This window comes from Brevibacterium mcbrellneri ATCC 49030, assembly GCF_000178455.1.
GTDB lineage: Bacteria > Actinomycetota > Actinomycetes > Actinomycetales > Brevibacteriaceae > Brevibacterium > Brevibacterium mcbrellneri.
This window is the reverse complement of record NZ_ADNU01000007.1, coordinates 23,046-38,214: the sequence shown is the minus strand read 5'-3', so window position 1 is coordinate 38,214 and position 15,169 is coordinate 23,046. Positions and strand designations below refer to the sequence as shown.

Sequence of the window (15,169 nt, the reverse complement as noted above, 5' to 3'; positions counted from 1 at the left end):
GTGTTCGCTAAATTGTGGAGGGCGAAATGAGTTTTTTGGTAGTTGGGTATGGCCAGATTGGGCGGGAGCTTGTTCGGCAACTGACTGAGCGTGGGGATCGCGTCACGGTCGTGAAGCGGTCAGGTATGCCGCAGCGCAGGGGAGCTGAGGTTATACAGGGTGATGTGCAAGATGCGCTCTCTGAGTTGGGTTCGGAGGGGTTCGACGGGGTGTTTAACTGTATGCACGCGCCTTATAGTGCGCGTGCCTGGCGGGACGCGCTGATTCCGCGCGAGAAACAATTGCTCGAATGGGCTGGTGACGTGCCGGTGGTTTTCCCCGAGTCCGTGTATGCGTGGGGGGCCGGAGCGCAGGAGCTGAAGGAAGGGGAACCAGTTGAGCCTGCGTCGCCATTAGGAGAAGTGCGAGCTCAACTGCTACGCAACCGCGAGGCGTACGGTGGGAAGACCGTTTCCGTTGTTGCCGCGGACCTCATTGGTCCCACTGCGTCATTGGCTGGGGCGGTGTTTCATCAGCTGGTGTTTGATCGTGTGATGAAAGGTCGCCACCCGCTTGGTATGGGTGACGTGAGGGCACCTCGCAGTATCACGTATATCCCCGATCTGGTCCGTGGAATGATGTATGCGGTTGAAAACGCACATGACCTACCGTCTGTCGTTCATGCGCCGGCGGCTGGGCCGGTATCGCAAGTTGAGTTGGCGCGTGCGTTTGCGCGAGTGGCTTCAAAGCCTGAGCCGTCTGGCGTGTTCCAGATTCCCTGGACTGTGATGAAGGTGACGGGCTTGTTTTCGCAAACCTTCCGCGAACTACACAACCAAAAGTACTTGTGGGACTCGCCGCAGGTTCTTCACGCGGGGGTGCTGGCCGATCTTCCGGTGACGAGCCTGGATGCTGCTCTAGTGGGGTGCGTGTCTGGGAGGGAGGGTGCTTCGCTGTAGGGGCTGGTTCTGTCCGTTTGTCTACATGAGTCCGCGCTTTTCCGTGAGCTGTGTAGAGTAACGTGCCGATTATGGGTCGAAAACGTGAACAAAACGAACAAAAGTGGTGTTTACTCTACACTTCAGATTGAGCTGTGTAGATTAACTGGCTTTTGAACCTACGTGAGAGAAGGTCCAGGTGATTTAGCTAAGCCCAGAAGGCGCAAAGTGAGCGAAACTACGCAATATAACGCGTAGTTTCGCTCACTTTGCGCCGTTTCGTTTGGCCCCGAGGTGGCGTGAGCTGGGTAAACGCGCGCTACGGGTCTGGGCGGTTCGTCGGGTCTACTGGAGGTTTGAACGGCTGCTGCGGGGAGCGTGTTGGTAAAATATACCGACACAGACATTTTGCGAGAAGAAAAGTGGGCGATCATGAGCGAAAGTACAGTGACGTACATGTCTCCTGAGCAGCTACAGGCGCGTTATAACGAGCTCGCAAGTCGAGTTGGCGACCTGGAAGAGTTCAAGGTGCGTGGAGCGAACTATGACTTAGACGCTGACGATGCCGCGATCTATGACGAATTGCGTGACCTTGAGTTCCTGCTCAGACGAGACTGAGTTCTCTAACGGCCTCGTACGACACGCGCAGAAATTCGCGGACACCATGACGCGAACGATCCGCGCAGTCACCCCGCGCTGCGATGGTTTTGAAGCGACCCACAGCAATAATCGCCTTGTGGTAAGACAGTGCCCAGATAAGGGCATTGTCTTAACGTTTAATGGTCAACCGCTACTGGTGCTTAAAGCAGAGTTCTACTGTGAGTGGAATCGCGAGAACCAGTTCCTCGCGGTTCAGAGTTCGACAATTAAGGTGCTCACGAGCGCAAGTACCCAGCCACTTTTTCGTTACGAATATTTGCGTGACCCAAATAATGTGCCTTCGGCGCATCTACATGTCCACGCGCACCGCGACGCTATGACTTACGTGATGACCAAGGTTGGCCGAACCACTCGCCGTCCCCAACGCCGAGGTGGTAAAGACGGAATTCCAGCGTTGCAGGACCTGCACTTCCCACTGGGTGGGCATAGGTTCCGACCGGCTTTGGAAGACATTCTCGAGATGCTGATTGACGAGTTCAACGTTGACCACGAGCGAGGTGCCCGGGATGTGTTGGCCGAAGCTCGAGCAGCATGGCGTATGACACAAACAAAGGCGGCGGTTCGGGACGCTCCGGGTGCCGCTGTAGAGGCTTTGACGGCTCTGGGGTATCACATCACGGCACCAGATTCTGCCTCTGCGACGCGACATGTGGATCGCCTGCGCTCACTCTGAACCGGAGCAGTGAGTTATAGCGACGGCTAGGCTCACTTTGCGCCGTTTCGTTTGGCCCCGAGGTGGCGGAGTTGGGTTGTCAGATGCGAGTTAGGCGTGCGGGCGGTTCGTCGGATCTGCTGGAGGTTCAAACGACTGCTGCAGGTGGCCCTGCGGAGCCTGACCAGGCTGAGCTGGGGACACTTGGCCTTGCAACTGACCCTGAGGCTGCCCAGCCTGCACGCCCGGCTGACCTGGAGCACCCTGCCCCGGCACGCCATAAGGAACCTGGGCCTGCTTAACCGGGCGAACGTGAACGGGGGCCGCCGTCGCGACCTTCCTCCAACGCGCAACAAGCGTCAAAACACCGGCAATAACAATGAGCGCCACCATGGGGAACAGCATGAACGCACCACCGGATCCTTCGCCTCGATCAAAAGCGTTAGAAATGTCGCCTGATAACAACGCAATGATGAACATAGTCACGTTGTTCACTGCGTGGACGACGACGGGAGCCTCAATCCCACCAGAGAAGTGCGTGAGCGCAGCCATGACCAGCCCAAACACCGCGTAGTACGCCCACAGCCATGGGTCGGAAGCCCCGTGCGCAAGCGTGAACAGGATCGTGGCAACAATGACACCAACTATCCCTCCCACGCGCGGGATCCACGAACCAAAGACGCGCGGAACGTAGCTACGGAACATGACCTCTTCAGCCGCTGCCTGAAACGGCGTGGTCAGAACAATGATGAGCAAATACGCCAACGCCGTACCGTCAAACGTGAACGACGAGTCACCAGACCCCTGAATTGCGCCGTTGTCAAAGAGAAACCCGACTCCCATGTACAGCGCAAACAACGGCACCGTACACGCCAGGCTCAAGCCCCACCACTTCCAACGCATACGCGGCAACACCGAGAACATGCGCGACCACGGCTGCTTGTGCAGAATCCGGTGCGCTAACAAAGCAACAAGGCCACCCAAAATGAGCGACAGGTTCACCGTGAACAGCAGCAGCGGGGTGTTGGTGATCTTGCCGGCCATGGCGTCTTCTTGTGAAGTCGCACCAGTCGCAATGTCGATCGCCACCGCGACAATGCCACCCACAATCGACACGAAAAAGAAAACGATGAGGGTCGCAACAATCCCCACGAGCCCCATCCACCAGCGGTTGTGCGCGGTGCGGTAGTGGTTCTCGAACGGTTCGCTACGTGGCTCCTGCGCAGGAGTTTCAAACGGCCCGTTGTGGGAATGTGGAACGTTCGGTGGGGTTACGCCATGAGAAGTAGTCATGCTTCAACGATATCCGCGCGACTTTTCGCGACGCAATTCTTGCTCAACAGGGTCCGGCACGGGCGCTGCCTCGATGAGCGACCGCGTATAGTCCGAACTGGGCGCCCCCAAAACCTGCCCCGTTTCGCCTTCTTCCACCACGCGCCCATCGCGCAAAACAACCACACGCGACGCCACCTGACTGATCACCGCCAGGTCGTGGCTGATGAACAAGGATGCGAACTGACGCTTCTCGTGCAGTTCGGCAAGCAGGTCCAGGATCCCGGTCTGCACAGAAACATCCAAGGCCGAGGTGGGTTCGTCTGCGATGAGAAGGTCGGGTTCCAGCGCCAAAGCTCGAGCGATCGCCACGCGCTGCTTCTGCCCGCCGGAAAGCTCCCGCGGGAAACGGCGCGCAAACTCCACAGGCAGTTGAACGTCGCCCAGCAACCCATCAACCTTGCGCGCGATATCTCGGCGCGACAGTCGCGTGTGCAACTCGAACGGCTGGGCAATCTGAGCCCCGATCGTGCGCCGAGGATTCAGAGATCCAGCCGGGTCCTGGAACACAACTCCGACCCGTGAGCGCAACCGCCGTTGCTGCCGGGAAGTCCCCGGAACTACGGCAGTTCCTGCGACCTCGGCGGTTCCACTGGCAAGTTTCTGCGCCCCCGTGAGCACGTTAGCGATCGTCGATTTACCGGAGCCCGACTCACCAACCAACCCCACGATCGTGTGGGCGGGGATCGTCAGCGAAACGTCGTTAAGCGCAACCGTCGACCCGTGCTCAACCCGGGCGTGCTCCACTCGAGCCGCAACAGTCTCACTCGCGTCCTGTTCTTCCGCGGCACGGTCCGTAATCCGGGGCACCGACTGCAACAGCTTGCGCGTGTACGGGTGCTGCGGGTTTTCGAACAGGTCACGGACACCCGCAGTCTCAACCACACGACCGTCCTTCATGACCACAACATGGGTCGCAACATCGGCAACGACACCCATATCGTGCGTAATCAGTAGGACTGCGCGTTCTTGAGCGACGTCGCGCAACAGATTCAGAATTCCCGCCTGAACCGTGACGTCTAAGGCCGTGGTGGGCTCATCGGCGATGAGAAGTTCAGGCGAATGCACAGTGGCAAGCGCGATCATCGCACGCTGCAACTGCCCGCCCGAAAGCTGATGCGGATATGACCCAGCGATCCTGTCAGGATCTTTCAGACCAGCCTTTTTTAGCACCTCGGTAACGGACGCTTCTGTTCCGTGCGCTCGCATGGCTTCACGCACGTGATACCCGATCGTGTACATGGGGTCGAACGCCCCCATGGACTCTTGGAAGATCATGCCAATGCGCTTCCCACGCACGGAACGCAACAGCTGAGGTGAGGCAGAAATGAGTTCCGGGCCGTCGGCCAGGTGGGCCTCACCGGTGACCGAAGCCCCGGTGAGACCCAACAGCGAAAGTGCCGTGACCGACTTACCGGAACCAGACTCACCCACAAGCGCAACCACCGACGAAGCCGGCACGTCAAAACTCACGTCGTGGGTGACCTCGGCGCCGTTAAACGACACCGACACATTCCGAATCTCTAAAGCATTCACTGAGATAGTGACACCTTGAGGTAGTTGGGGTAAGCAGGGAACGAACCGATGATGAAGTTCTCCACCTTAGAACCGTGCATGAACGAGTTCTTGGTGTACATCAGCGGAACTACGGGCGCGTCTTCCATGATCGCCTTGTCGACTTCAGCCCACAACTTCTGCGCCTCTTTATCGTCGATCGTATGCGTTGCCTTGCTGATCATGTCGTCAACCTTGGGGTTGGAATACCGCGAAATGTTGTAGTTTCCGTTGCCGATCTGCGACGACGCGAACAGTGGCTCAATGTTGGCGTTGGCTGATGGGAAGTCCGGCTGCCACGACGACAGCGCCAGGTCGTAGTCACCTTCGCCCTGTGTCGCGTCTGCGGAGAACGAGTTGGTGTCTTCAGCCTTGATCCGCACCTTCACGCCTGCCTTGCTGAGGCTTTGCGAAATCGCTTGAGCTTGGGCTGACGAGATCGGGTCGTTGCGGGTCAGCAGCGTCAGCGTGCCCACGTCCTTACCTTCGAGCAGTTGCTTGGCTTTTTCCGCGTCCCCAGAGTCCGGTGCCTCGTACAGGTTGTACTCTTGGCGCCCAGGAATTCCGGGTGAAATGAGCGTGGAGGCGAAGCTACCGGAGATCTCACCACCGGAGGCAATGCGGACCGCGTTCTTGTCGACCGCGTAGTTCAGCGCCTTGCGAACGTCCGCGTCTGAGATGCGTTCGGTGTTAATCGCCAGATACTTCAACGCCCCATCATCGCTGGTCACCAAACGTGACTTAGCGGACGGGTTCTTCTGAGCCTGTGCCAACTGAGCGGCAGGGATGAAGTCCGCACCAAACGAGGTTTGCGCTTCATTCGAATCACTGATCAGCGACTGCGCTGCCACCGTGGGGTCCTGGCTCATTTTGAACGTGATGGTGTCTGGGCCGGCTGTGCGAACCTTGTCGGTGTCCTGGTTCCAGTTGTCGTTGCGTTTGAGAACCATTGAGGTGCCCGGGGTGTTTGATTCAACCCGGTAGGGTCCCGAGGCGACAGGCGCGTTCCCGTACTCCGCGGGCTTGTCCTTGTCCTTAGGGACAGGGGTGAAAGCGGGCATCGAGGCGATCCACGGCCAGTCACCAAACGCTTCGTTGAGGTGGAACACGATGGTCTTGTCATCCGGTGTTTCGATCGAGTCGAGCTCCTTACCATCGAACGGGCCGGCATATTTGTCCGCCCCCTTCAGGAGTGTCTTGTGGTAGCTCAGACCGCCAGAAAGCTCCTTCGAGAAGGACCGTTCGATCCCGTACTTGATGTCCTTCGACGTGATCGGGGTGCCATCTTCGAACGTCACACCGTCTTTCAGGGTAAACGTCCAGGTCTTACCGTCCTCGCTGGGAGTCCCGGTGTCCGTAGCCAAGTCAGGAACGACCTCGGGGGTGGTATCAGGCTGGATCTTCCACGTGGTCAAACGCCGTGCCACCAGGCCCAGGGACGTAATGGCCAGACCTTGGCTCTTACCTGGGTCCATGTCCATTTCCGTGCCCGAGGTGAGGATCGTTAAGTCTCCGCCCTTAGCGGTTTCTCCCAGCCCGGATTTCTGTTCGTCAAAGTTGTTTGCGTTGCAACCGGTGACTGCCATGGTGGTTGCAAGAAAAATGGCAGACAGAGATTTTAGGTGTTTCATTGTTTCCTTTGTGTCAAGAAAGTTGTTGAGGTAGCCACGTAGGGGTGTCTACCGAGTGGGTGTGTTGGCGTGCTCTCAACATCGGGTTCCGGGTGGAAACACAAACGCGATGCGCGGGCTTCTGGTTAAGTACCACCGAATCATCATGACGTGGGAGCCCCGATTCTTGGGTCGAGAATCCCGTAGATGATGTCGACGAGGAAGTTCGCAAGAACCACGGCTAGTGCGGCGAACAGGGTCACGCCCACCACCAGCTGGACATCCAAGTTGTTCACAGCGTCCAGGAGGAGTGAGCCCACACCTTGGATTGAGAAGACCTTTTCCGTCACAACCGCGCCGCCTAGAAGGGAACCGAAGTCCAGGGCCACAAGAGTCGCAATGGGGACTACGAGGTTACGCAGACCGTGCCGGCCCACAACCTGGCCTTCGGTGAGGCCAATTGCGCGGGTAGTGCGAATGAAGTCCTGGCTCATAATGTCAAGCATTGAACCACGGGTGAACCGGACGTAGATCGCGGCGTTGACGATCGCCAATGTGACCCACGGCAGAATCAGGTGGAACGCCCACTGGAACGGGCTATCGGTAAACGCCACGTACCCGCCAATGGGGAGCACGTTGAGGGTGAACCCGTACAGCAGAATGAACAGCAAGCCCACTAAATAGGTGGGGGCCGAAACGCCAACCACAGACAGACTGGTGAGGGCACGGTCGGTGAAACGACCTCGGCGGAGGGCCGCCCACGTGCCCATGGCAACACCCACGACCGTCCACAGCACCAGGGCGCCGATTGCAATCGACAAGGTGACCGGGATGCGGTCCGCGAGGAGGTCGCTGACGTCAGCGCGCAAGCGGAAGGAATAGCCGAAGCATGGGGCGGCGCATTCGATGGCGGCTTGGCCGGAACCAAAGGTGCGACCGGCCACAATGCCCCACAAGAACGCGCCCAGCTGGACCAGCCACGGTTTGTCGATGCCCATGTATGCACGCACTTCAGCGAGGCGTTCCGGCGTGCACGGCTTGCCGCAGCTGAGCTGAGCTGGGTCGTTCGGGAGCATGTAGAAGATTGCGAAACTTGCCACTGCGATGACCAGAAGCACCACTAGGGAACCGGCCAGACGTGACAAGAGGAAACGAGTAACGGGCCACCACTTCATGCTTTTTCACCTGCCACTGCGTCGCGTAGTCCGTCGCCTAAGAGAGTGAACCCCAGCGTGATGAGGAAGATCGCGAGTCCCGGGAACAGGAGGTAGGCGGGGTCGACTTGGACCCAGTCGATGGCGTCTGAAATGGTGCGACCCCATGACGGTGTGGAGGGGTCAACGCCTACGCCCAAGAAACTGAGTGTGGCCTCAGCGCCGATCTTGCCGGGGATGGAAAGGGTAGTGAAAACCAGGATCGTGGCCAGGAGGTTAGGCAGGATTTCACGTGTGATGGTGCGGATGCCACTTGCGCCCTGGGCGATACTTGCGCGGACGAATCCTCGGGTGCGTAGGCTCAGGGTTTCTGCGCGCACAACCCGGGCGATTGATGGCCAGCCGAAGAGTCCAATGACCGCCACCAGGACCAATGACCGATTGACTTCAGGTGGGATGACGGCTGCCAATGCGATGGCAAAAATAAGGAACGGGAAGCCGAACACGATGTCGGTGATGCGGCTTAGTAGCCGGTCCCACACACCACCGAAGAAGCCTGCGGCCACGCCAACAACCACTCCGATCAGTACTGACACCGCGGTTGAGGCGAGCCCGATGAAGAGGGACACGTGCGATCCCCAGGTGACGATCGCGAGCAAGTCACGCCCGGTCTTTGGCTCAACGCCCAGCGGGTGCTGGAAGCTCATGCCACCGAAAGTGCCAGCCGGAACGGCGTCCGGGCGTAGTAGGTCAGTGTTAAACGAGTGCGGGTCGTTACCGGTCAGCGCCGTCAGAATTGGGGCTGCAGGAACCATACACAGAAAGAACACGACAATGACGAATCCTGCGCGAGCAGTTGAATTGCTCATCAGGCGCGGCCATTTGATGCGCGTCGCAACACGTTCCATTCGGTTCCTCTGTACGGGTAAAGGTTGTGGGCAGGGACATAGCCAACCGCATAACCGGTTGTACTTCCCATTTATTCCGCCAGGTACGTTAGTCTGAAGTTTGTGACCGAATACATTTTTGAGACGTTCAAGCCCACCATCACCGACAACACCCCGGATGAGAAAACCACCAACTACATTCATGCGGTGCGTGCGGGGTTCCACGACAAACGCGTGTCGGGAGAAAAACTTCTGCAACGGGTGAAGCGTGCGATCGCTGATGATCGCGTGTTCACCGCCGCTTACAGCCAAGAGTCATACGATCACGCGCTGGATTCGGACATCCCAGTCGCAACGTTCGCGCACTTTGAAAAGAACGTGAACGTTGGTGGCGGAAAGCTCATTCCTGCACACCTCATCACATGGGTGACGGTCCGCCCCACCCACCGTAGGCGCGGACTGTTGCGTCGCCTCATGACCGAAAACCTCTCCAACGCAGCCGACGCAGGCTACCCGTTCGCAGCGCTCACGGTTACCGAAGGTGGAATCTACCGCCGTTTCGGCTTTGGGGCAGCGTCCTGGCTCACGGACCTGGAAGTGGACACATCACCAGGTTTCCAACTCATCTCCGAGCCTGACCGCCGCGTCGAAATGTGTGATGCGCAGGCCCTGCAGGAACTCGCGCCACAGATCTACGCGGAATTCCAGAAAAAATCACCGGGTGCTATTGGCCGTCAGCAGGCACTCTACGACTTCGCTGCCGGACACGACATTGAGACCGGAGAAGCAGATGATGCCGTGCGCGGCGCCCTGCACTATGACGAAAACGGAAAGCCAGACGGTTTCGTTTCGTTTAAGCACAACGCAGGTGACGACTGGTCACACGGAACCTTGGAACTGCTTGACTTCATCGCAGTGAGCAACGACGCGTACTCAGCCCTGTGGGCATTCCTGGGTGCCATCGACTTGAGCGTGAAGGTGAAGTTCAACAACGCCGCGCACCAGTCACCTCTGCCGTGGCTCCTGACCGACCCGCGCCGTGCCAAGATCGTCAACGAAAACGACGGAATCTGGTTGCGCATCCTCGACGTGAAGAAGTCGCTCGAAGCACGCGCGTGGCTAGTTGGTGGGGAACTGACGTTGCGCATCAACGACGACATGGGATTCGCCGACGGCACGTACCGCTTGGTCTCAAACGGTCAAGAAGCTACCGTGACCAAGCTGGACGACGGCGAACCCGCTGACCTTGAAATGAACGTGTCTGAACTGGGCTCCCTGTACCTGGGTGGAGCCGACCCAGTGGTGCTTGCCCGCGCCGGACGCATCACGGAAGTCCGCCCAGATGCGGCGCTGGAGGCTCGTTCGCTGTTTGCGCTGGAACGCGCACCGTACACCCCGAACGACTTCTAGGTTGAGGTTCGGAGTTCTAGCGTCAAAGCCCGGAGTTTGAAGTCCGTCTAGCTCACCAGCTAACAACACAAAAAAGGAAGCGTGGCATCCACGCTTCCTTTTTCGTTTCCCGGTAGGAAACCCGCGTTACTGCATCGCAACGCCTTGCGCCGGTTGGGTGCGCGAGGCGGTGATCGCGGGCACCACCGAGGCTGCCAGGGCCGCTACGAGCGCCACCACCGCGACCGCAGCAAGCATGAGCCACGGAATCCCAAGCGAAACCGCGACGCCGCCAGCAGCCACGAGAGACTGCACGCCGGTCCAGCCGAACAGGATCCCCAGCCCCAGACCAACGACCAGTGACGTGAGGGCCATGAGGACCGCCTCGGCGGCAACCATGAACGCCGCCGACCACCGCGACATCCCCATGGACCGTAGAAGGGCCGTCTCCCGCTTGCGCTCCATGGTCGCCAGGGACAGCGTGTTACCCACGCCCACGATCGAAATGATGACCGAGGTTGCCAACAGTCCCAGCACAATGCCGGTCATGATGTTGAGGATTTGCGAGAACATCGCTCGCAGGCTGGCACCGTCGATGTACGCGACCACACCGGCGCTTTCCAGTTCTGCCTGGAGCTTTGAAAAGTCCGGCACGGATGCGGAGTTGGTGACGCGCACCCACGTCTGACCGTTCGAATCTTCGAGGCCCAGGTCGGTGACGTCGGCCTTGTTGGCAACAACCGTGTTTGGTGGCACGCCTTCGACGGTCTTGAGTGTGAGGCTGACCTTCTTGTTTCCAACCGTGAGGTCGACCTTCTTGCCGTCGTGCTTCTTTGTGTCCGGGGTGTCGCGCACGTTCACGGTGCCGGGTTCGGGCAGGAAGTGCGTGTCGCGTGGAACGTCCTTGATGGCTTGGTCGTGTGTGTCGACGCCCACGACCTGGGTCAGAGATTCGTCTTTCTCGTCGAGGTCGTGCCCCAATGGCACAGACGCTTTGGCCTGCACACCCGGGAGGCTGACGAACTTGTCTACGGCGTCCGACTTTTTGATGGTGTCGGCAGTCTTGTCCGAGGTCGACGTCGCCACCACATCGATGGGGTCGTTCTGGTTGAGTCCGTTGTTGACGGTGGTGCGGGCGGTCTGCGCGCCCACCAGGATGGTCGCCACCAAGGTGACGCCCACAAGAAGCGCCGAGGTCGTTGAGGCTGTGCGTCGCGGCGACAGTTTGACGTTGCGTGCGACGAGGCCCAAGGCCGGGGAGCGGAAAATCGCTTCTCCGGCGCGACCGATCATGGCGACCATGGGCGGTACGAACACGCGGCTGAGCACCAGAACACCGCTGAAGGCGAGGATGCCGCCGGGCAGTGCCAGGAGGAGTTCTCCCATGGCGGCGCCTAGAAGGAGCACGGCGACTCCAACCACGGTGAGGAGTGTCCCTACTACCAGACGGATCCACGGGAACCGGGAGGCCGGGGCTGGGATGTCGGCGGGTGCCAGCGCGTCGATAGGGGACACGCGCGTGGTCTTGAGCGCGGGCCAGAACGAGGCGATGACAGTCACGGTGACACCCACGGCCAGTCCGAGAACAGCGGCGAGGAGGGTGAGCGGCGCCAACGCGAAGGTGGGTTGGAAGAAGGCACGTGCGGCCAGTGTCAGCAGGATCGCGAAGCCCCAACCCACGAAGACACCGAGGATCGCGCTGATGAGACCCAGGACTGCGCCTTCAGCGAGGGTCGCGTTGCGGAGTTGGGAGCGGGTGGCGCCCACTGCGCGCAGGAGTGCCAGGGTGCGGGTGCGTGAGGCGACCAGCACCTGGAATGTGTTTGAGATGACCAGCCCGGCGACGAACAGGGCGACGATGATGAAGGCGGCGATGAAAGCGACTAGGGTCGTTGCTTGACCGGTCATTTCCTTCATGCGCTGTTGCACGATTTGGTCGGGGGTAGAAACCTGGAGGCCGCCGGCTGATTTGGCACCGGTGTCCTCGGTCTTGACGTCCTTTGAACCGGCCAGTGCTTTCGCGACGGCGTCTTGGACCTGGGCCACTTCAGACGGGTTGTCGACGAAAACGCGCATGTGGTCAGCGGCCGAGTACAGGTTCGAAACGTCCGTGGCGAAGAACATGGGGACGCTGGATGGAACCTGTGCCAGACCGGTGATTGTGAAGGTGTGGGTGTCTTTGCCCTCGCCGTCTTCAGAGGGCACGACGAGTTCGACCTTGTCGCCCACCTTCTTGTTATGCTTTTCGGCCAACTTCGCGTCGTACAGAAGTTCGCCCTTTTTAGAAGGGGCCTGGCCCTCTGTGATTGAGATACCGCTGTGCTTTGGCCACACTGAGACGAACGCAAATTCGTCCGAGGTGGTGAACACGGAGCCCTGGTCGATGATCTGAGTGTCTTTGACGCCGTCCACTGACGAGACGGTCTTCTGAGTTTTGTCCGTCAGTTCGTTTTCGTCAGGGGAGACCAGGAGGTCGGCGCCGGAGTACTGCACGCTGAACTGGTCGCGCATTGTGTTGTTAAACGCAGTGAGCAAGCTGGTCACTGCAACGACGAATGCCACCGACACCATGACGGTGATTCCGGCAGCTACCAGACGCGAACCACCGGAACGAAGATTCGCTTTGACGATCATTTGGTGACCTCCAGGAGGGCCTGGGAAACCTCTTCAACGGTGGGGTCGAAGACCTCGCCGGCGATACGTCCGTCAGCCAACAGGACGACACGGTCGGCGTACGCGGCCGCGGCCGGGTCGTGCGTCACCATGACAACTGTCTGACCCATCTCGGATACACATGAGCGCAACGTCTCTAACACCTCGGTCCCGGAACGCTTGTCCAGCGCGCCCGTGGGTTCGTCAGCGAAAATGACATCCGGCTGGTTCACCAGGGCGCGAGCCACGGCCACGCGCTGCTGCTGGCCACCTGAGAGTTCGTGCGGACGGTGGGTGAGGCGTTCGCCCAGGCCCAGGTTTTCCACGATCGCGTTCTTGAAGTCTAGGTCGATGTTCTTACGGGCGAGTTTGGACGGGAGCATGATGTTTTCATCCGCCGTCATGGCCGGCACCAGGTTGAACGCCTGGAAAATGAAGCCCATGTGGGCGCGCCTGATGCGAGTGAGCTTGGTGTCGCTGATGCCCGTGATGGCGAGGCCAGCGAGCGTGACTGTGCCGGAGTCGGGGGTGTCCAGCCCGGCCAGGATGTGCATGAGCGTCGACTTACCTGAACCAGACGGACCCATGATCGCGGTGAACTGGCCGGAACGGATGTCGACGTCGAAGTTGTCAAGCACGGTGAGGTGAGCCTCGCCGGTGCCGTAGGTTTTGCTGAGTCCGCGGGCACAGATCGCGGGCTGTGCGGTTGTTAAAGATTTATTCATGCTTCTACTTTCGCGAAGTTGTGTGGCGGAAACATCAGCCTGCGGGATATAGCTTTGGGCGTGCGACTCATCCTTGAGGATGAGATTCTTTGTGGCGAGGTGGTGGTTTGGTGGGGCGCGGTTTGGTGGGGCGCGCGGTTAGCTGGTTGGCGCGTGGGCCTGCGCGATTTGGGTTGCGAGTTCGTGGAACCGCTTGACGGCGCTGGCTGGGCTCTGGATTCGGATGTGGTCGCCAAACTGGAGGAGTTGGCGTACTGATTCGACGTCGGGATAGTGGACGGCGATTGGCGTCCACTGACCCGAGGTCGTGGTGACGTTCGCGATTCGGGTGCCGAGGATTCGTTGAGCAAGGTCCAGGCGGGTTGAGCGCAGGAGTGCGCGGATCTCGATATGAGGTGTGGGACGAAAGCTAGCTAACAGGTCTGCCCATACCGACCGCAAATCGTGGCCCGGTCGCAGTGTGGCGACATCCGCGAGAAGTTCGTGGCCTTCGACGCGAGAGGTGTTGAACATGCGGGGCTCTTCGTTGACGTCGGCCACCAGGTACCAGGAGTTCGCCTTGCTCACGAGGCCGTAGGGGTCCACTGTGATCCAATTCCCACGAGGTTCTCCGCTACGTCGGTAGCACAGGCGTATGCGTCGTTGTTCTCTAGCGGCGGTTAGCAGGCCAGTCAGGTCGTGTTCTGTGCCGGTCGTGAACCACCCGGACGAATCGATAAGGAGTACGTCAGACAACTGTGAGGTGGGAGATAGGTGTGTGCGCGAGGTGGCAGCTGTCAGCTTTTCGTGGACGCTGGAGTGGACCGCTTGAAGCCCGATCTGCTTGAGAAGGTCGGGGTCCACGCCTGCGACTGTGATGAGTTGCAACTCGACTGGGTTGAGGCGTGCCAGATCAAGCCGTGCCCGGCGGTCCAACACGATCGCACCATTCCGGCCCTGTTCCGTGAAGACTGGAACGCCTGCGGCTGACAGGGCTTCGACGTCGCGCAGGATGGTGCGTGGCGAGACCTCGAACCGTCGAGCAAGTTCTTTGCTGGTCATTCGCTCGTGTGTCTGCAGGAGCAGCAGGATCGACAACAGCCGGGACGCTTTCACGGTCTCGAATTTAACAGAAAACATGACCGTAGTTGTCGTCTATTGCTGGTCTAATGAGGTCTGCCAATCTGCAACAAAAGGAGAGATCTATGTCTGCACCTAATCTGTTTCTGATCTATGTCAGCGATGTCGAACGGTCTACCGTCTTCTATAGTGACTTGTTCGATATCGAACCCACTTTCACGAGTCCGCGCTACGTCGCCTTCGAGGTGGCGCCAGGGGTGTTGTTCGCCGTCTGGACCGGGCACAATGAGAATGTCACCCGCGGCACACCTCGCACGAGCGAGGTCGGCCTCATGGTTCCGCAGTCGTCAGTGGCACTCGACGACGTTTATAAAGAGTGGGTCGGAAAGGGCGTACGTGTGGTCAAGGAGCCGTATGATGAGGTGTTTGGTCGCACCTTCGTCATTGCCGATCCCGACGGCAATCTTATTCGTGTCAGTCCTGTCGACTGACTGAGATCTGAGGTCTTTGTGTGGCGGTGAGCGCGTGCTCACCGCCATCCTCTGTATTCACTGTGATCGTGTGGCGGCTGTGTGTCT

General features: G+C 59.3%; 13 protein-coding genes. 5 read left to right on the top strand and 8 right to left on the bottom strand.

Going from position 1 to position 15,169, the window contains the following annotated elements; all coding sequences use genetic code 11:
- Window positions 1–26 precede the first annotated feature (26 nt).
- The 3 genes from HMPREF0183_RS00565 to HMPREF0183_RS11920 all read left to right on the top strand — a co-directional run bounded on the left by HMPREF0183_RS00565 (window position 27) and on the right by HMPREF0183_RS11920 (window position 2,250).
- Window positions 27–938 (top strand): NAD-dependent epimerase/dehydratase family protein, encoded by a 912-nt coding sequence (locus tag HMPREF0183_RS00565; protein ID WP_005881636.1) that lies wholly within the window; start codon window positions 27–29, stop codon window positions 936–938.
- A gap of 411 nt (window positions 939–1,349) precedes the next feature.
- Window positions 1,350–1,535 (top strand): hypothetical protein, encoded by a 186-nt coding sequence (locus HMPREF0183_RS00560; protein WP_169309644.1) that lies wholly within the window; start codon window positions 1,350–1,352, stop codon window positions 1,533–1,535.
- A 358-nt stretch (window positions 1,536–1,893) separates the two neighbouring features.
- The gene (locus HMPREF0183_RS11920; RefSeq protein WP_156798016.1) at window positions 1,894–2,250 is read left to right on the top strand and encodes a hypothetical protein; all 357 of its coding nucleotides are present in this window, start codon (window positions 1,894–1,896) and stop codon (window positions 2,248–2,250) included.
- Between the two features lie 90 nt (window positions 2,251–2,340).
- Here HMPREF0183_RS11920 and HMPREF0183_RS00550 read toward each other — a convergent pair whose 3' ends face one another.
- From HMPREF0183_RS00550 to HMPREF0183_RS00530, 5 genes are all read right to left on the bottom strand, one after another.
- The gene (locus HMPREF0183_RS00550) at window positions 2,341–3,522 is read right to left on the bottom strand and encodes a CPBP family intramembrane glutamic endopeptidase (protein WP_005881630.1); all 1,182 of its coding nucleotides are present in this window, start codon (window positions 3,520–3,522) and stop codon (window positions 2,341–2,343) included.
- Window positions 3,523–3,525: 3 nt separating this feature from the next.
- The gene (locus HMPREF0183_RS00545) at window positions 3,526–5,097 is read right to left on the bottom strand and encodes an ATP-binding cassette domain-containing protein (RefSeq protein WP_005881628.1); all 1,572 of its coding nucleotides are present in this window, start codon (window positions 5,095–5,097) and stop codon (window positions 3,526–3,528) included.
- Window positions 5,094–6,746, bottom strand: coding sequence for an ABC transporter substrate-binding protein (locus HMPREF0183_RS00540; RefSeq protein ID WP_005881626.1), 1,653 nt, complete (start codon window positions 6,744–6,746; stop codon window positions 5,094–5,096). Before HMPREF0183_RS00540 ends, HMPREF0183_RS00545 begins: the two co-directional genes overlap by 4 nt.
- 143 nt (window positions 6,747–6,889) lie before the next feature.
- Window positions 6,890–7,900, bottom strand: coding sequence for an ABC transporter permease (locus HMPREF0183_RS00535; protein ID WP_005881624.1), 1,011 nt, complete (start codon window positions 7,898–7,900; stop codon window positions 6,890–6,892).
- The gene (locus HMPREF0183_RS00530; RefSeq protein ID WP_005881622.1) at window positions 7,897–8,787 is read right to left on the bottom strand and encodes an ABC transporter permease; all 891 of its coding nucleotides are present in this window, start codon (window positions 8,785–8,787) and stop codon (window positions 7,897–7,899) included. Before HMPREF0183_RS00530 ends, HMPREF0183_RS00535 begins: the two co-directional genes overlap by 4 nt.
- Before the next feature lie 102 nt (window positions 8,788–8,889).
- Between HMPREF0183_RS00530 and HMPREF0183_RS00525 the strand changes: the two genes are divergently transcribed.
- Entirely contained in the window at window positions 8,890–10,176 is a 1,287-nt protein-coding gene (locus HMPREF0183_RS00525) for a GNAT family N-acetyltransferase (protein WP_005881620.1), read from the top strand.
- Between the two features lie 126 nt (window positions 10,177–10,302).
- Here the strand turns inward: HMPREF0183_RS00525 and HMPREF0183_RS00520 are convergent, their stop codons facing one another.
- From HMPREF0183_RS00520 to HMPREF0183_RS00510, 3 genes are all read right to left on the bottom strand, one after another.
- Entirely contained in the window at window positions 10,303–12,789 is a 2,487-nt protein-coding gene (locus HMPREF0183_RS00520; protein WP_005881618.1) for an ABC transporter permease, read from the bottom strand.
- Window positions 12,786–13,532 (bottom strand): ABC transporter ATP-binding protein, encoded by a 747-nt coding sequence (locus HMPREF0183_RS00515; protein WP_005881616.1) that lies wholly within the window; start codon window positions 13,530–13,532, stop codon window positions 12,786–12,788. The genes HMPREF0183_RS00520 and HMPREF0183_RS00515 overlap by 4 nt, the downstream gene beginning before the upstream one ends.
- Before the next feature lie 138 nt (window positions 13,533–13,670).
- Window positions 13,671–14,651, bottom strand: coding sequence for a helix-turn-helix transcriptional regulator (locus HMPREF0183_RS00510; RefSeq protein WP_005881614.1), 981 nt, complete (start codon window positions 14,649–14,651; stop codon window positions 13,671–13,673).
- Window positions 14,652–14,716: 65 nt separating this feature from the next.
- Between HMPREF0183_RS00510 and HMPREF0183_RS00505 the strand changes: the two genes are divergently transcribed.
- Window positions 14,717–15,082, top strand: coding sequence for a VOC family protein (locus tag HMPREF0183_RS00505; protein WP_040347517.1), 366 nt, complete (start codon window positions 14,717–14,719; stop codon window positions 15,080–15,082).
- Window positions 15,083–15,169: the final 87 nt, after the last annotated feature.